The organism is Caballeronia humi (genome assembly GCF_001544475.1).
Taxonomy (GTDB): Bacteria; Pseudomonadota; Gammaproteobacteria; order Burkholderiales; family Burkholderiaceae; genus Caballeronia; species Caballeronia humi.
In genome coordinates this window covers 21,404-37,627 of sequence record NZ_FCNW02000024.1, presented here as the reverse complement: position 1 = coordinate 37,627, position 16,224 = coordinate 21,404, and the positions used below count along the sequence as shown (strand labels likewise).

Sequence of the window (16,224 nt, the reverse complement as noted above, 5' to 3'; positions counted from 1 at the left end):
ATCGAAGATTCGAAGTGCTTTCCTCACTGTGCGTTTGGCGCAAAGCGCGCTAAAGGTGAGCGCTTTCGGGACCAAGGCTTGCTCCCTCGCTTGGCCCTCCAACACCTTCAAACCTCTCAATGACCATCAAACGACCCTGGATATATGGTGCCGCAGCACTGCTCGCCGTCGGCGGAATCGGGGCGATTGCCGCCTGCGCGACGCAAGGCAAGAGCGGCAACGCGAGCGTGCCGCAACCGGCGAAAGGCGTCGATCTCGATCGCTATCTCGGGCGCTGGTATGAGTTCGCGCGCTATGAGAACCGCTTCGAGCGCGATTGCGAAGCCGTCACCGCTGACTACGCTACGCGCGACGACGGCCTCATCTCCGTCGTCAACGCCTGCCGCGCGGGCGGGCTAACCGGACCGTACAAATCGGCCGAGGGGCGCGCGAAGATCGTCCCGGAATCGGGTAACGCGAAGCTGAAGGTATCTTTCTTCGGGCCGTTCTACGTGGGCGACTACTGGGTGCTCGATCACGCCGACGACTACACCTGGTCGATCGTCGGCGAGCCGAGCGGGCGTTATCTATGGATACTCACGCGCGACGCGAAACCTGCGGCGGCGGCACGCACGGCGTTGGTGGAACGGGTGCGCGCGCTCGGCTACGACGTCACGATGCTGCGCGAGACGCAGCACGAATAGGTCACTCGATCAGGAAACGTTCCTTGTTCCTGCCGGTGAGCCACGCGGGCGCGCGGCCGCGTCCGCTCCACGTTTCGCCCGTCTTCGGATTGCGATACTTTGGCGGCAGCGGTGCCCGCTTGATGGCAGCGGCGCCCTTGACGCGCACGTTGCGAAAGCCGAGTTCTTCGGCGGTCAGTCCGTATTCGGCGATCTTTTGCTTGATTTCGACGATGGCGTCGGCGACTTCCTTCTCGCGCGCCGCCACCACTTCGGCCTGCAGCTTTTCCAGTTGCGCGGTGAGTTGCTTGTAGGTGGGCATCGAGCGCCTCCGTAGTGATTCCTCACACAAGAAGACCACGGAAACGGCAAAAAGTGCCGCCAAGACCTAGTCGTCCACGGCGTCGTAGAGCAGGCGCTCGAATTCCTGCGCGATCGGGAACGGGTCTTCTGCGCGGCGCTGGATCATGAAGAGGCCGATCATGTCCTCGACGGGATCGGCGAACCAGCTCGTGCCGAGCGCGCCCGGCCAGCCGAACGTCCCCGCCGACCGATAGCCGCCACGCAATTGCCGCGCGGCATCGTCGACGATGGAGAGGCCGAGGCCAAAACCCTGGCTCGCCCACACCGGATAGCCGAACGCCGGGATGCGCCGCTGCTCGGCGGTGAGGAAGTTCGAGCGCATCAAATCGACCGATTTGTGAGATAGAAGGCGCGGACCGTTCATGCGCTCGGCGGCAGCGCCTTGCAGTCGGCCGCGGCCGAGCAGCACGCGCGCGAATCGCAGATAGTCGTCAACGGTCGAGACGAGCCCGCCGCCGCCGCTTTGAAAGCGTTCGGGCTTGATCCAGCGGCTCGTCGCCGGATGATCCTCGACGATAAGCCGCTTGCTCGCGGAATCGACGGCGTAGGACGTCGAAAGCCGCGCCGCCTTCTCAGGCGGCACGACGAAACCGGTATCCGTCATGCCGAGCGGCTCGAAGATGCGCGTGCGGAAGAACTCGCCGAGCGGCATGCCCGACACGCGATGGATCAGCGCGCCGAGCACGTCGGTCGTAATGCCGTAATGCCAGCGCGTGCCGGGCTGGAACATCAGCGGCAATTCGGCGACGTGGTCGAGCCAGACGCCCGGATCGACCATCATGTCGAAGCCGTTGAACACGCGCTCGTAGGCTTCGGACAGCGCGCCGAGCGCCGTGAAGTGATACGCGAAACCCGCGCGATGCGTGAGCAGATCGAGCAGCGTGATCGGTGTGTTGAGCGGTTCGGTGAGGTCGAGCGGACCGTCGGGCGAGGCGAGCACGGCGACGTTCGCGAGCTCGGGCAGCCACTTCGCGACCGGCGTCTCGAAATCGAGACGGCCTTCCTCCACCAGCATCAGCGCGGCGACGCTCGTCACCGGCTTGGTCATCGACGCGATGCGAAACAGCGTGTCGCGCGTCATCGGCTGGCGCGATTCGAGGTCGCGGACGCCAAGCGTATCGACGTGGCCGATCTCGCCGTGCCGCCACACCAGCGTGACGATGCCGGCGACGTCGCCCGCATCGACATAGCGTTGCAACGCGCGGGTCAGGCGGGCCAGGCGGTCTGGATCAAAGCCGGCTGCGTGCATCGGTTCTCCTTGTCCTTGCCACGCCTTTCATTGCGTTTTGCAGGCGATCAGCAGGCCGTTCTGGCCATTGTCGGTGGATTGTTCCAGCACGTCGTAACTCGCGCCCTGGCAGGTGGCGCGCGCGTTCTGCTGGCAAAGGGTCCAGCCGCCGTACGCGGGGCACTGGATCAGCGTGGTCGGGCGGCCGTCGGAGGAAAAAAGCGGCGGCGCGCTGCTGCAGCCGGCGAGCGCCGACACTGTCGCCGCGAATGAAATAGAAAGGCTGAGTGCTCGTCCGATCATCCTAACCCCTTGTTCACGTTGTTTTTTTTGATGTTTGGAGTATGCCATGCAGGCGTGCGCTTCATACGTCGATGCCGAGCGCCACGATCTTTTTGTACAGCGTCGCGCGCCCCATGCCGATCCGCTTCGCCGCTTCCGTCACGCGTCCGCCGCATGCGGCGAGCGCATCGGCCAAAAAGGATTTCTCGAAAGTGGCCATTGCGTGGGCGTAGGACGTCACCGGTTCGTCCGCGTCTGGCTGCAAGTCCGACGGCGCCTGCACCCGCGCCGAGCCGATGAACGGCGCGAGCGCGCGGGCATCGATATGTTCGCTGTCTGAAAGCATCAGCGCGCGTTCGAGCGTGTTGCGCAGCTCGCGCACGTTGCCGGGCCACGGATACGCGCAGAGGAGCCGCAGCGCGTCGTCCTGAAGGACGACGTGACCGGCGTCGCCGGGACGCGCCTGCGTCGCCAGGTCTTCGAGGATCGCGTAGGCGAGCGCCTCGATGTCGCCGAGACGCTCGCGCAGCGGCGGCGCGTGGATCGTCAGCACGTTCAGCCGGTAGAACAAATCCGCGCGAAAACGCCCCGCCGCGACGAGCGCGGGCAGATCGGCGGAGGTCGCCGCGATGATCCGCACGTCCGCGCGCACGATGCGATTCGACCCGAGCGGCTCGAACTCCTTGTCCTGCAAAACGCGCAGAAGCTTGCCCTGGAGCGGCAGCGGCATGTCACCGATTTCGTCGAGAAAAAGCGTGCCGCCGTCCGCGAGTTCGAATTTGCCGACCCGCCCCTTGCGATCCGCGCCTGTATACGCGCCTGGCGCCGCGCCGAAGAACTCGACTTCGAGCAGCGTATCGGGGATCGCCGCCACATTCACCGTCACGAGCGGCTTCGCGGCGCGCGTCGACGTGCCGTGGATCGCGTGCGCGAGCAGTTCCTTGCCGGTGCCGGTTTCGCCGAGCAAGAGCACCGGCGACTCGACTTGCGCCGCCCGTCGCGCCTGACGCTTCACTTCAAGGCTCGCCGCGCTCGTGCCGACGAAGCTCGCGAACGTGTATTTCGCGCGCCGCGCCTGCGCAAGCGACTGGCGCGTCGCGATCAGTTCCTGCTGAACGCGCGAGTAGTGCGCGAAAAGCGGAGTGAGCGCCTTCATCTCGTCAAAAAGCGCGAAGCCGATAGCGCCGACGGTCACGCCGTGATCGTCCTTCAACGGCAGGCGCGTAACGACCAACGGCTCGCGGTCGGTTTCGAGCACGTCGAGCAGAATCGGTTTGCCGGTCATGACGACTTCGCGCATCAGACTGTGCGGGATCACGGCTTCACAGTCGCGACCGATCGCGTCTTCCGGGTCGGAAAAGCCAAAGCGCGCCGCGTAGCGCTTGTTGATCCACACGACGCGCGCGTCCGCATCGACGATGAAGGTGCCTTCGCTCAGGTTCTCGAAGGTCTTGAACAGCGACTCCATCGCCCGGCGAAGGACATCGCTGTAGTTGGCAGGTACGGTTGTCCAGTCGTTGTGCATCGCTTGCTGTCTCCAATCTCTTTTTCGAGACAGAATATCTCAAAAAAGAGACAGCCCGCAACACCTTGTTCATCCTGTGTAGCGAGCATTGAAGAGTGAGAATTAGTGCTTGAACGGTGTCTCTCGCGGTAGACGTTTCTGTACAATTTCGCGTCAAAGCGTCCGATCGCGGCGGCTTAGCCGGCCGGAGGCCTTTAACACCGGCGCTGGCACGAAACCTGCATTTCGCCACGCCCGTCGCGTCATCGTTTCGCGCACGTCCGGCTTTCACGAGAAGCTCGCCTCACAAAAACATCAACGGAGACTCAATGTCCTTCATCATCGTGCTCGCCGCCCTGGCGTTCCTGATGCTGGCCGCTTATCGCGGCTACAGCGTCATCCTGTTCGCGCCGATCGCCGCGCTCGGCGCCGTCCTCCTCACTGATCCCGCCGCCGTCGCGCCTGTTTTTTCCGGCATCTTCATGGAGAAAATGGTCGGCTTCGTCAAGCTGTATTTCCCCGTGTTCCTGCTTGGCGCTGTGTTCGGCAAGGTGATCGAACTCTCGGGATTCTCCGAGTCGATCGTCGCCGCCGCGATCCGCTATATCGGCAAGTCGCGCGTGAATGCGGTGATCGTCGCGGTGTGCGCGCTGCTCACCTATGGCGGCGTGTCGCTGTTCGTGGTCGTGTTCGCGGTGTATCCGTTCGCGGCCGAGATGTATCGCCAGAGCAATATCCCGAAGCGGCTGATGCCCGGCGCGATCGCGCTCGGCGCGTTCTCGTTCACCATGGATTCACTGCCCGGCACGCCGCAGATCCAGAACATCATCCCGACAACGTTCTTCAAGACCACCGGCTGGGCCGCTCCGTGGCTGGGCGTGATCGGCTCGGCGTTCATCATCGTGGTCGGCCTGACGTTCCTCGAAGTGCGTCGCCGCCGCGCGATGGCGACAGGCGAAGGCTACGGCACATCGCTTGTGAACGAGCCGGAGCGCGTCGAAGCGAAATCGCTGCCGAATCCGCTGCTCGCGATCGCGCCGCTGATCCTCGTCGGCGTGGCGAACTTCGCGCTGACGAAGTGGATTCCGACGTGGTACGGCGCGAGCTACACGGTCGCGCCTGAAATTCTGCCGGGCGTCCACGCGCCGGTGACGACGGCGGTGAAGACCGTCGTCGCGATCTGGGCGGTCGAAGGCGCGCTGCTGCTCGGCATCGTGCTCGTGCTGCTGACGGCGTTCAGCCGCGTGAAGGAGCGTTTCGCGACGGGGACGCGCGTCGCGGTTGCGGGCGCGCTGCTCGCGGCGATGAACACGGCGTCGGAATACGGCTTCGGCGGCGTGATCGCGGCGTTGCCGGGGTTCATCGTCGTCAGCGATGCGTTGAAAAGCATCCCGAATCCGCTGGTCAACGCGGCGGTGTCGGTGAGTTCGCTCGCGGGGATCACGGGGTCGGCGTCGGGCGGGATGAGCATTGCGCTCGCGGCGATGTCCGACACGTTCATCAAGGGCGCCGAGGCCGCGCACATTCCGCTGGAAGTGCTGCATCGCGTGGTCGCGATGGCGAGCGGCGGCATGGACACGCTGCCGCATAACGGCGCCGTGATCACGCTGCTCGCGGTGACGGGGCTGACACACCGCCAGTCTTATCGCGATATTTTCGCCGTCACGATCATCAAGACGCTGGCCGTGTTTTTCGTGATCGGCGTGTATTACGTCACTGGACTGGTTTGAGAATCGGCGGCATCGGCGGCGTCGTACGTACCGGCGCCGCCGCGGAACTGTTCGATACCGTCGCCCAGCGCAGCCGCGTCGTCGCGAGCGAAAGCATCACGTGCGATTCCGCGTTGCCCGTGTCGATCGATTGAGCGCGCGCCGCATTCTGCGCCATGCACGTCCAATCCTTGCCTTCCTCGCACCAGTGCGCACGCTGCAAGGCGGCATCGCGTTCACGTTCCCGGCGCGTCAGCTCGTTAGAAAGCTGACGAAACTCCCCTTGTGATTGCGCGTTCGCAGGCAGCCGACGCAGTTGCGCACGGGCTTCCGTTACATCGGATTTCCTTAGTGCCGTGCGCGCGCTGTCGAGGATGCTTTTCTCCTGCGCAGAAATCGCGTTTTTCACCGGCGGCGGGGCTTCGGGCTTCGGAGCGACGGCAACAGCAGCGGTAGCGGCCGGCGGTTGAGCCGGCATGACCGTGTCGCTGCGCGCGGTGTTGTCAACTGGCGGCGGTTCGATCTTTGCAACCGGCGCGGGAGCAGGTGCGGGCACGGGAGTCGGCTTGGCTGCAACGCGCGGGGTCACCGCGACGACCGATCCCGCATCCGACGCACGCTCTTCGGGTTCCGGCTTCTGCGGCTGCCCGGCGTAATGAAAGACGGCGACGAGCGAACCCGTCGCGAGAATCCCGGCGGCGAAAGGCAACGCGGCGTCGCGCAAACGCCGGTGCGCACCGACACTCGGCAGCGGCTGCGGCTCGAAATCCGGCTCCGGCTCGAATTTCGGCGGCGCATTGAACGCATCCGCGCGGGGCGGCTCGACGCGCGCCGCGGGCACGACCACGGTATCGGCGCCGCAAATCGGGCAGACGTCGGAGTCCGACGCGTAACCGGCGCCGAAGTTTTTACATCGAGGGCAGATACGCCGTTGTAGCGTTTCAGCGTGGCCCATTCTTATCTCCCGGTCGCTTGTGAAAAAAGAGCACCGCCCGCTCGGGCGCACTCGGAGATAAATATCCGCGGACGATATCGCCGGGGAACGGTTCAAACGCACGGGAAGCCGCTGCTCGTCCGGCAGGCCGCGACCACTAGCTGAATGTTTTGTCGTCGGAATCGCGAGCCTGCCCAAATGCGGCGCTCGTCGCGCGGGAGTGAAGCAAGCGCTTGGTCGATGCCCACCCCCTACCATGCGGCCCCGAAAAAAAGGCCGACTGCAACGAAAGATTACCATTAGTGAGGACCCTACGTCCCGCACTTGGGACTGCCGTTTCGAGATCGGCAACGCACCAAAGCCGGCGTGCGCCGGCTGGCAAAAGCGCCACCCGTCACGCACAATTTGTGACCCGATGTAACACCCGCCATCCGTTTCCCAACCAAAGGACCGCCCATGACCGCTTCGGCTTCGAAACCCCTCACCGGCAAAACCGCCCTCGTCACCGGCTCGACGAGCGGCATTGGTCTTGGCATCGCGACGGCGCTCGCGCAGGCCGGCGCGAACCTCGTGCTGAACGGCTTCGGCGACACGCAAGCCGCGCTCGCGCAAATCGAAGCCATCGGCGTGAAAGCCGCGTACCACCCCGCCGACATGACCAAGCCCGCCGACATTGAAGCGATGATCGCGTTCGCGGCCGAGCGTTTCGGCGCCGTCGACGTCCTCGTGAACAACGCCGGCATCCAGCACGTCGCGACCATCGACACGTTCCCGGTCGAAAGCTGGGACGCGATCATCGCGATCAACCTGAGCTCCGCGTTCCACACGATGCGCGTCGCGCTCCCCGCGATGCGCGAGCGTGGCTGGGGCCGCGTGATCAATATTGCGTCGGTGCATGGGCTCGTGGGCTCGGCCGGGAAGTCCGCGTATGTGGCGGCGAAGCACGGCATCCTGGGGCTCACGAAGGTCGCGGCGCTCGAAAACGCGCGCACCGGCGTGACCGTCAATGCGATCTGCCCGGGCTTCGTGCTGACGCCGCTCGTGCAAAAGCAGATCGACGATCTCGCCGCGCGCGAGTCGCTTTCGCCCGATGCCGCGCGCGCGAAGCTGCTCGGCGAAAAGCAGCCGTCGGCGCAGTTCGTGACGCCGCAGCAGATCGGCGACATGGCCGTGTTCCTCTGCTCCGATGCCGCGAGCGAAATGCGCGGCTCGGCGCTGCAAATCGACGGCGGATGGAGCGCGCAGTAAACGTGTCGCGGGAGGCTGAAGCGCTCGCCCGGAGCGCTTGGCCGGACGGCATCGCCCTGCTGAACGAGGCGGCGCCCCAAGAACCGTCGCCGAGCTTCGCGCCTGACGTTCGGCCCATGTCGTCGGGCGTAAAGCCGGCGCCATCATCGCTTGGTACTATCGGAGTATTACAACCGAGGAGGCTTAGATGAGCGCCGAAAACAATCGCGTGGAAGAAGCGCGAGCGATGGAACGAATCGTCAACGCGACCAAGCAGGTGCAGACCGCCTTCACTGCGCTTCAGGCGCACTTTCCGCCGGAGGGCGACGGCCGCCCCTCCCAGATGGCGCTGCAAACCTTCGACGCCGCGCTTCAGGAACTCGAGGAAGCGCAGGCGTCGTTCGACACGATGCTCAACGATCTCTTCGACGGCAACCGCTGATTTTCCGGCTCAGGCTCCCGCCGGTACGCCCGGTGTTTCCGCCGGCCTGCCGTCGGCGCCGGGTTCTTCGTCCGGCGGATTGAGGCTCGTCCACGAGACGCCGTCATTCGGCTGGAGGCGCGCGGCGGCCACACAGGTATCGACCAGTTCCCGGAACGACGTCGCCGCCGCCGAACTCGTGCGCACAAGCGCCTCGCCCTGCAGCGAACTCTCCGGCGTGACGAGTCCGACGACAAGTTCCGCCGACGGTGCGCGCTGATGCAGGCGCCGCAAGAGATTACGCATGTACGGCGGCGATTCGGCGGCATCGAACGAGACGACGCACATGATCGACACGCCCGACAGATCCACTTCGGCGAAGCGATTGCGCGAGAATCGCTCGTACGGCCCGAGGTCGGCGCTCATGCCGTGCTTGCGGAAAAGCTGCACGGCGATCGTTGCGGCGAGGTCATCGAGTTCGCCTCGCCCCGCGATGCATAGAACCGACGCCGTGTGCCCTTCCTGCGCGGCATCGAAGCGCTCGGCGGGCGCTTCGTGCGGCGGACCCGCGCGGTCAGCCGGGCTTTCTAGGCTTGCGGGTAGCTCGTCTTCCACTGCGCGCGTCGTAATGAAATCGTCGGCGTCGTCGAGGCCTTCGATGATGTCCAGCGCCGATTCGTTGATCCGCCGCAACTGGTCCGCCGTTACGACGCCGCGCAACACGTCGTTGTGCGCGAGCCGCAGGCCTGCGAGCGCCACTTCGTCGTAGTACGCCGTCAGCGAGCGCTCTTTCAGCAGTGATTCGGCCTGCACGAGCGCTTCGTCGGGATCATTCGCCAGCAGGCGCTGGTAGAAGTTTTCCGCTGGAGTCAGCGCTGGCCGGTCGCCGAACAGCACGTCGAGGAATTCGAGACGATCCACGTGGCGGCCGAGAATCACGAGGCAGAGCGTGAGCGGTGTCGAGAGCACGAGGCCGATCGGCCCCCAGATCCAGCTCCAGAAAATCGCCGCGACGATCACCGCGAACGGCGAAAGCCCCGTGCTGTGGCCGTACAGCAGCGGCTCGACGACCTGCCCCGCGACGACATCCGTGACGCCGAAGAGCACGATGGTCCAGATCAGCATCGTCCAGCCGGGACCGACGGCGGCCGCGAACACGACCGCGATCAGCGCGGCGATCCACGTCCCGACGTAGGGCACGAAGCGCAAGAGCGTCGCGAGCACGCCGAACAGCAGCGCGCCCGGTACGCCTATGATCGCGAGCCCGATCGCGATGACGATCCCCACGCCGACGTTGATCCCGAGTTGCGCGAGAAAATAGCGCGAGAGGCGCCGCGCGGCTTCGTCCATCGCGGTGGTCGCGCGGTGCAGGTCACGCGAGCCGAAGAGGCGAATCAGCCGGTCGCGCAAATCTTCGCGCTGCAGCAGGATGAAAATCGCGACGACCAGCACGATGCCGGTCGTCTCAAGCGGACTGATCACCGGCGAAAGAAACCGCTGCGCCAGTTCCAGCGGCGACGGCGACGGCTCGTGGACTTCGACCGGCATCGGCTGGTCGATCGGGGAAGCGGCCTGGTTGTTCTCGTCCTTGCGCGCTTCCTGCTCGCGCGCGGGCGAGAGGCGCTTCAGCGCGCGGGACGCCTTGCCGAGGAACTCGTCGGCGCGTCCGACCGTCACCTTCTGCACGCTTTCGATCTTGCGCTCAACGGCCACCTGGTATTTCGGCAAATCGCCGGCAAGCTGCGCGACCTGCGCGCCGATCAGCGCGCCGACGGCCGTCAGCACCGACAGCGCGATCAGCACGGCGACGATCACCGACGGCACTTGCCCGAAGCGAAAACGCCTCAAAAGATCGACGAAAGGCGCGAGCAGAAAGCTCATCAGCACGGCGAGGATGATCGGGATCATCACTGCGCGGCCGAAATACAGCGCGCAGATGACCACGACGCCGGTGATCAGCGAGGTCAGCGCCCGGATGCTGGGCACTTCGGGCGGCAGGACTTTGGCAGGCGGGCGGCGCGGGCCGGACGGTGGGGGCATGGACGCGTTCTCGTTGGACCGGCGGTTTATTCCCATGGAGGAAGCAAGGCGCGTGCCGTTGATCGCGAACGGTGAGGCGATACGGGAACTGCTGCGGTGAGCCAATACGGGAGGCGGAGCTACTTAACGCGCGGGCGCCGCGACGATCCGCCGAATACGGCTCGCCATCGATTCCAAGGTGAACGGCTTCGTAATCATTTCCATGCCGGTGTCGAGAAAGCCGTCCGCGCGCGTGGCCGCTTCAGCGTAGCCCGTCATGAACAGCACCTTGAGCGCGGGCCGCGTGGCGCGCGCTGCATCGGCGAGCTGGCGGCCGTTCAGCCCTGGCAGGCCGACGTCGGTCACGAGCAGGTCGATGCGCGCCGGCGAATTCAGCACCGCGAGGCCGCCCGGGCCATCGACGGCTTCCATTACTTCGTAATCCAGGTCGCGCAGGATCTCACAGACGAGTTCACGCACGGCGGCATCGTCCTCGACGACAAGAATCGCATGCCGCTCTTCCGCGCGATGCGCCTCCGTCAACTCGGCCGCGACTTCCGCACGCTCGGCGCCGCCCATGTAGCGCGGCAAATAGAGCCGCACCGTCGTGCCGAGGCCAAGCTCGCTTTCGATCGTCGCGACGCCGCCCGACTGCTTCGCGAACCCGTAAGCCATCGATAGCCCTAGCCCCGTGCCCTGCCCGAGCGGTTTCGTCGTGTAGAACGGGTCGAAGGCGCGCTCGCGAACGTCGTCGGACATGCCGCCGCCCGTGTCCGATACCGACACCACCACATAGGAGCCCGGCAGCACGTCTGGATGGCGCGCGGCGAAATCCGCGCCGAGTTCGGCGTTGTCGGTTTCGAGCGTGAGGCGGCCGCCGTCCGGCATCGCGTCACGGGCGTTGATCGCGAAGTTGAGCAGCGCGTTTTCGAGCTGGTTGGCGTCGCAACGGGTGAGCCACAAATGGTCGTTTCGACTCACCGTCACTTCGATCGCCTCGCCCATCGTGCGGCGCAGGAGATCGTCGATGGAATTGAGCAGCTCGTCCGCGTTGACGGGCTTGGGGTCGAGCGGCTGGCGCCGCGAAAACGCCAGCAGCCGATGGGTGAGCGCCGCCGCGCGATTCGCCGCACCGGTCGCCATCGTGATGAAGCGCTCGATTTCCTCAATCCGGCCGAGCTGCACGAAGCGCCGGATCAGTTCCAGCGGCCCGGTGATGCCTTGCAGCAGATTGTTGAAATCGTGCGCGATGCCGCCCGTCAATTGCCCGAGCGCTTCCATCTTTTGCGCCTGCCTGAGCGCTTCCTCGGTCTGCCTGAGCGCGCGCTGCGTCTCCTTTTCGCGCGTGATGTCGCGGCCGTTGCCGTAGAGCGCGTCGCCTTCGCGCGTCACGACCCATGACACCCAGCGGTGCGAGCCGTCCGTATGCCGGTTGCGGTTCTCGAAGTGCGCGAAACCGGCGCTGTTCGCGGCATCGAGCGCCGCGCGCGTCACGCCGGTGTCCTCGGGATGCACGATCTCCTCAAACGACTTGCCGACCAACTCGTCTTCCTGGAAGCCGAGAATCGAGGTCCAGGCCGGATTGACGGCGCGCAGCACGCCGTCGTCGCTCGCGACGATGAAGAGATCGCGCGAATTGCGCCAGATGCGGTCGCGCTCGCGCGTGCGCGCCTCGACTTCGCCCGCGAGCGAATCGTTCAGCCGCAGCAGTTGCGCTTCGCTCACGCGCAGGCGTTCCTCGACGCGCTTGTGGTCGGTGATGTCGTACGACACGCCAAGATACCGTTTCGCCGACGCGCCTTCCACCGCCTCGCCGCGCCGGCCCATCCAGCGTTCCTGGCCGTTGTCGGGGCGGCGGATGCGGTATTCGAGATACTCCAGCGCGCTGCCGGGAATATCGCTCGCGCCCGTCAGCACGCGGGCCCGGTCTTGCGGATGAATCAGCGCAATCAGTTCGGCGATGTCGAATTCCGCGAGCACAGGCAGGCCCCACTGTCGGCAGAATTCCTCCGATACCGCGACGCGACCGCGCTCCGGAAACAGCTCGAACGTGCCGACGCGCCCCGCCTGCTGCGCAATGCGCAGGCGCTCTTCGCTTTCGCGCAGCGCGCGGTCGGTCTTGTGGCGCTCGATCGCGAGCGCCGTCACGCTCGCGACGAACGCGATCTCCTCGAGGTCGTCGTTCGAAGGGCTTTTCGGGATCGGATAGTAGTTGGCGAAGGTGCCGAGCACGCTGCCGTCGGCGGCGCGGATCGGCATCGACCAACAGGCGCGCAGGCCGTGGCCGAGCGCGAGGTCGCGAAACGGCTCCCAGAGCGGATCGGTCTCGATGTCGTCGACGATCACCGGCACCGCGTTGTACGCCGCCGCGCCGCAGGAACCCGTTAGCGGGCCGAATTCGACGCCGTCGATCGCTTCGTTGTAGCTCGCCGGAAGGCTCGGCGCGGCGCCGAGGATGAGGCGCTTGCCGCTCGCATCGACGAGCAGGATCGACGCATACAGGCGCTCGCCGGACAACGCCTCGACGCGATGAATCACGTGTTCGAGCACTTCCGCGAGCGGCATGCCGGCGACGACGCGCCCGAGCACCGCGCGTTCGAATTCAAGCTGACTCAACGTGGAGAAGACCAGGGGTCGCCGCATGTTCTGGAGCACGTTAGCGCGTCGATCGGGCCGCATCGCGCGAGGATGCGGGCATCTTAGCATTCGTAAAACGGCTGACCTATCGATGCCATTGGGAGAAACAGTTGGCCGGGCGGGCACGCCGCATGCGAGATTCAGGCTCTTCTGGCACCTTTGCACCTCGTAACCTGGACAAGCTATGGCTGTGGAATCGCCCTGTATCAGCATCTGTAAATTCGACGACAAGACCGGGTTTTGCATCGGCTGCCTGCGCACGAAGGACGAGTGCAAGGAGTGGAAGAAGATGAAGGACAAGCATCGCGTGAAGATCATCGATGCGCGCGGGGAACGGAAAGCGAAGCTCAAAAAGAAGCATAAGAAATAGATTTCCCACTGTTCGCGTTTCCAGAACAGTCATTTGAATTTCCCTGCTATTCAACTCCTGAGCGCACGACTCTAGACTTCGATTCATGGATTTCCCCATGAACCCCACATCGAAGAAGGAGAGTCGTACATGAAGCTCTATCACCACCCGCTGTCCGGCCACGCGCACCGCGCCCGCCTGTTCCTGTCGCTGATCGACGCGCCGCATGAAGTCATCGACGTCGATCTCGGCGCCGGCGCCCACCAAACCCCCGAATTCCTGCGCCTGAACCGCTTCGGCCAGATTCCCGTGCTGGTCGACGGCGAGAGCGTCATCGCCGATTCGAACGCGATCCTCGTCTACGCCGCGAAGAAACTCGGCAAGACCGACTGGCTGCCGGAATCGCCCGCCGAAGCCGCCGCTGTGCAGCGCTGGCTGTCGGTCGCAGCGGGCCAGATCGCGTTCGGACCGGCCGCCGCGCGCCTCGTCACCGTGTTCAACCGGCCGTTCGACGCGCAGGAAGTGATCGGCCGCGCGCACGTCGTGCTGAAAGTGATCGATGAAGAACTCGCCGGTCGCGACTGGATTGCGCTCGACCACCCGACCATCGCCGACGTCGCGCTCTACAGCTACATCGCGCGGGCGCCGGAAGGCAACGTCGATTTGTCTGCGTACCGCAACGTGAACGCGTGGCTGAAACGCATCGAGGGGCTGCCGGGCTTCGTCGAATTCCAGCAGACGCCCGCCGGGCTGAGCGCTGCCGCCTGAGTCCGAGCTTGAGCCTGAAGTCGAAACCGTGCGGAGGCACGTCATGTCCAGTCCATCCCAAGTCGAAAGCCGTTCACCGTGGCACGACGGAGAACTCACGATGCAACGCAGCGTCGGGGTCGTCGAGCGGATGGACGGGCCGGGCCGCCGCTTCGTGCGCGACTTCCTGCTCGACGAACACCGCCAGTTCTATCCGCTGCTGCCGTTCATCGTCGCGGGCGCGGTCGATGACGCCGGCGACCCGTGGGCGACGCTCATCGCCGGCAAGCCGGGCTTCCTGCAAGCGCCGACGCCGGCGATGCTCAACGTCAACGCGATGCGCGATCCGTCCGATCCGGCTGATGCCGGTTTCAACGACGGTGCCGCTATAGGTCTGCTCGGCATCGATTTGCGCACCCGGCGGCGTAATCGCCTGAACGGCGTAATCCGGCGCGAGGGCGCGGCGGGCTTCGGCGTGGAGGTCGCGCAGAGCTTCGGCAACTGCCCGCAGTACATCCAGTTGCGCGACTCCGCGTTCGTTCGCGATCCGGCCGTACACTCGCCGGTCGCGCCGGTGTGGGAAGACGGCCTGTCGGCGCGCGCCACGCAAATGATCGCCAGCGCCGACGCGTTTTTCGTCGCGTCCTACGTGGATCGCGAGGAAGGCGTGCGGCAAGTCGATGTGTCGCATCGCGGCGGCCGGCCGGGCTTCGTGCGCATCGGCGACGACGGCGTGCTCACGATCCCCGATTTCGCGGGCAACCTCTTCTTCAACACGCTCGGCAATTTCCTCGTCAATCCGAAGGCGGGCCTCGTGTTCGCCGACTTCGAGACCGGCGACCTGCTCCAGCTTTCCGGCGACGCCGAAGTCCTCCTCGATTCGCCGGAAATCGCCGCGTTCCAGGGCGCCGAGCGTCTCTGGCGCTTCACGCCGCGCCGCATTGTGTATCGCGAGCAGGCGCTGCCGCTGCGCTGGCACAAAGATGCGCGAGGCCAGTCGCCGAATGCGCGCATGACCGGCACCTGGGACGAAACCGCCGATCGTCTGAAGGCCGCGACATTCGCTAAAGCATGGCGGCCGTTTCGCGTATCGAAAGTGGTCGATGAAAGCGCGGTCATCCGCTCGTTTTATCTTGAACCAGCCGACGGCGCGGGTATCGCCAGGCACGCGGCCGGGCAGCATCTGCCGATCCGCGTCCAGGTGACACCGGACAGCAAGCCGGTGATCCGCACGTACACGCTGTCGGCGGCGCCGTCCGACGGCTTCTACCGCATCAGCGTGAAACGGCAGGGCGTTGTGTCCGCGCATCTGCACGACACGTTGCGCGTCGGCAGCATCATCGAGGCGCGCGCGCCGGCGGGCGATTTCACGATCGACGCCCGCGAGCGGCGTCCCGCCGTGCTGCTCGCGGCGGGCGTCGGCGTGACGCCAATGCTCGCGATGCTGCGGCACGTCGTCTACGAAGGGCGGCGCACCCGGCGCACGCGGCCGGTGTGGTTCTTCCACTCGGCGCGCTCGCTCGCGGACCTCGCTTTCGCCGCCGAAATCGACGCCCTCGCGCAAGCCGCGAACGGCGCCGTGCAGGTGATCCGTTCGCTGACCGATACGGAAGGCGCGCGCGAAGGCATCGACTACGACGTGGCGGGCCGTATCGATGTCGCGCTGCTGATGAAGACGCTCCCCTTCAACGACTACGATTTCTACCTCTGCGGCCCGGCGGCGTTCATGCAGTCGATCTACGACGGCCTGCGCGGTCTGAACATCGCCGATGCGCGCTTTCACGCGGAGGCGTTCGGTCCCGCTGGTTTGCAGCGTACGAATGAGAAGACCGGAGCGGCCGAGCCCGCCACGAAACCCGTTCCCGTCGCGTTCGTGAAGTCGGCGAAGGAAGCGCGCTGGACCCCCGCGTCCGGCACGCTGCTCGACCTCGCCGAAGCGCGCGGCCTCACACCCGACTTCGGTTGCCGCGGCGGCAGTTGCGGGACATGCAGCACGCGCATCGTCGAGGGCGCGGTGGCGTACCGGAACGCGCCGTCGTTCCAGGCGCCCGAAGGCGAAGCGCTCATCTGTTGCGCGATGCCCGCTCAATCGGAAGCCGGCCGGCTCGTGCTCGACCTCTGAGCCGCCTTATTGTCGATCGA

14 protein-coding genes are annotated in these 16,224 nt (G+C 65.5%); 7 read left to right on the top strand and 7 right to left on the bottom strand.

Features of this window, described 5'->3' with window-relative positions:
- The first annotated feature begins 119 nt into the window (after positions 1-119).
- Positions 120-683, top strand: coding sequence for a lipocalin family protein (locus AWB65_RS20610; RefSeq protein WP_087668908.1), 564 nt, complete (start codon positions 120-122; stop codon positions 681-683).
- Between the two features lies 1 nt (position 684).
- On the opposite strand, the gene AWB65_RS20605 is transcribed toward AWB65_RS20610, so the two are convergent.
- From AWB65_RS20605 to AWB65_RS20590, 4 genes are all read right to left on the bottom strand, one after another.
- A complete protein-coding gene (locus AWB65_RS20605; RefSeq protein WP_087668907.1) occupies positions 685-984 on the bottom strand; it encodes an H-NS histone family protein in 300 nt (99 codons plus the stop codon).
- Between the two features lie 66 nt (positions 985-1,050).
- Positions 1,051-2,274, bottom strand: a complete 1,224-nt coding sequence (locus AWB65_RS20600) for a serine hydrolase domain-containing protein (RefSeq protein ID WP_087668906.1) — start codon at positions 2,272-2,274, stop codon at positions 1,051-1,053.
- A gap of 27 nt (positions 2,275-2,301) precedes the next feature.
- Positions 2,302-2,604, bottom strand: a complete 303-nt coding sequence (locus AWB65_RS20595; protein ID WP_235007708.1) for a hypothetical protein — start codon at positions 2,602-2,604, stop codon at positions 2,302-2,304.
- Positions 2,605-2,617: 13 nt separating this feature from the next.
- On the bottom strand, positions 2,618-4,060 hold the full coding sequence (locus tag AWB65_RS20590) for a sigma-54 interaction domain-containing protein (protein ID WP_087668904.1): 1,443 nt from the start codon (positions 4,058-4,060) through the stop codon (positions 2,618-2,620).
- A gap of 308 nt (positions 4,061-4,368) precedes the next feature.
- On the opposite strand from AWB65_RS20590, the gene AWB65_RS20585 reads away from it, so the two are divergent.
- Positions 4,369-5,769, top strand: a complete 1,401-nt coding sequence (locus tag AWB65_RS20585; protein WP_087658215.1) for a GntP family permease — start codon at positions 4,369-4,371, stop codon at positions 5,767-5,769.
- Here the strand turns inward: AWB65_RS20585 and AWB65_RS20580 are convergent.
- Positions 5,753-6,703 (bottom strand): hypothetical protein, encoded by a 951-nt coding sequence (locus tag AWB65_RS20580; protein WP_125474161.1) that lies wholly within the window; start codon positions 6,701-6,703, stop codon positions 5,753-5,755. The two genes, AWB65_RS20585 and AWB65_RS20580, sit on opposite strands and share 17 nt — an antisense overlap.
- A 435-nt stretch (positions 6,704-7,138) precedes the next feature.
- On the opposite strand from AWB65_RS20580, the gene AWB65_RS20575 reads away from it, so the two are divergent.
- Together AWB65_RS20575 and AWB65_RS20570 are read left to right on the top strand one after the other, a co-directional pair.
- On the top strand, positions 7,139-7,930 hold the full coding sequence (locus AWB65_RS20575; RefSeq protein WP_087668902.1) for a 3-hydroxybutyrate dehydrogenase: 792 nt from the start codon (positions 7,139-7,141) through the stop codon (positions 7,928-7,930).
- Between the two features lie 187 nt (positions 7,931-8,117).
- Positions 8,118-8,351, top strand: coding sequence for a hypothetical protein (locus AWB65_RS20570; protein WP_087658218.1), 234 nt, complete (start codon positions 8,118-8,120; stop codon positions 8,349-8,351).
- A 9-nt stretch (positions 8,352-8,360) separates the two neighbouring features.
- Here the strand turns inward: AWB65_RS20570 and AWB65_RS20565 are convergent, their stop codons facing one another.
- Together AWB65_RS20565 and AWB65_RS20560 are read right to left on the bottom strand one after the other, a co-directional pair.
- A complete protein-coding gene (locus AWB65_RS20565) occupies positions 8,361-10,370 on the bottom strand; it encodes an AI-2E family transporter (protein WP_087668901.1) in 2,010 nt (669 codons plus the stop codon).
- Positions 10,371-10,493: 123 nt separating this feature from the next.
- On the bottom strand, positions 10,494-12,992 hold the full coding sequence (locus AWB65_RS20560; RefSeq protein ID WP_159907725.1) for a PAS domain S-box protein: 2,499 nt from the start codon (positions 12,990-12,992) through the stop codon (positions 10,494-10,496).
- 178 nt (positions 12,993-13,170) lie between these two features.
- Between AWB65_RS20560 and AWB65_RS20555 the strand changes: the two genes are divergently transcribed.
- The 3 genes from AWB65_RS20555 (at position 13,171) to AWB65_RS20545 (ending at position 16,204) form a co-directional block, all read left to right on the top strand.
- On the top strand, positions 13,171-13,356 hold the full coding sequence (locus AWB65_RS20555) for a DUF1289 domain-containing protein (RefSeq protein WP_087668899.1): 186 nt from the start codon (positions 13,171-13,173) through the stop codon (positions 13,354-13,356).
- 129 nt (positions 13,357-13,485) lie between these two features.
- Positions 13,486-14,103: a glutathione S-transferase family protein gene (locus AWB65_RS20550; protein WP_087668898.1), complete on the top strand. Its 618-nt coding sequence runs from the start codon at positions 13,486-13,488 to the stop codon at positions 14,101-14,103.
- Between the two features lie 43 nt (positions 14,104-14,146).
- Positions 14,147-16,204, top strand: coding sequence for a 2Fe-2S iron-sulfur cluster-binding protein (locus tag AWB65_RS20545; protein ID WP_087668897.1), 2,058 nt, complete (start codon positions 14,147-14,149; stop codon positions 16,202-16,204).
- The last annotated feature ends 20 nt before the right edge of the window (positions 16,205-16,224 follow it).

Bases quoted from the DNA above. Each gene is read 5' to 3' on its own strand.
- AWB65_RS20610 (WP_087668908.1), top strand. From the start codon at position 120: ATGACCATCAAACGACCCTGGATATATGGTGCCGCAGCACTGCTCGCC.
- AWB65_RS20605 (WP_087668907.1), bottom strand. From the start codon at position 984: ATGCCCACCTACAAGCAACTCACCGCGCAACTGGAAAAGCTGCAGGCC.
- AWB65_RS20600 (WP_087668906.1), bottom strand. From the start codon at position 2,274: ATGCACGCAGCCGGCTTTGATCCAGACCGCCTGGCCCGCCTGACCCGC.
- AWB65_RS20595 (WP_235007708.1), bottom strand. From the start codon at position 2,604: ATGGCATACTCCAAACATCAAAAAAAACAACGTGAACAAGGGGTTAGG.
- AWB65_RS20590 (WP_087668904.1), bottom strand. From the start codon at position 4,060: ATGCACAACGACTGGACAACCGTACCTGCCAACTACAGCGATGTCCTT.
- AWB65_RS20585 (WP_087658215.1), top strand. From the start codon at position 4,369: ATGTCCTTCATCATCGTGCTCGCCGCCCTGGCGTTCCTGATGCTGGCC.
- AWB65_RS20580 (WP_125474161.1), bottom strand. From the start codon at position 6,703: ATGGGCCACGCTGAAACGCTACAACGGCGTATCTGCCCTCGATGTAAA.
- AWB65_RS20575 (WP_087668902.1), top strand. From the start codon at position 7,139: ATGACCGCTTCGGCTTCGAAACCCCTCACCGGCAAAACCGCCCTCGTC.
- AWB65_RS20570 (WP_087658218.1), top strand. From the start codon at position 8,118: ATGAGCGCCGAAAACAATCGCGTGGAAGAAGCGCGAGCGATGGAACGA.
- AWB65_RS20565 (WP_087668901.1), bottom strand. From the start codon at position 10,370: ATGCCCCCACCGTCCGGCCCGCGCCGCCCGCCTGCCAAAGTCCTGCCG.
- AWB65_RS20560 (WP_159907725.1), bottom strand. From the start codon at position 12,992: ATGCGGCGACCCCTGGTCTTCTCCACGTTGAGTCAGCTTGAATTCGAA.
- AWB65_RS20555 (WP_087668899.1), top strand. From the start codon at position 13,171: ATGGCTGTGGAATCGCCCTGTATCAGCATCTGTAAATTCGACGACAAG.
- AWB65_RS20550 (WP_087668898.1), top strand. From the start codon at position 13,486: ATGAAGCTCTATCACCACCCGCTGTCCGGCCACGCGCACCGCGCCCGC.
- AWB65_RS20545 (WP_087668897.1), top strand. From the start codon at position 14,147: ATGTCCAGTCCATCCCAAGTCGAAAGCCGTTCACCGTGGCACGACGGA.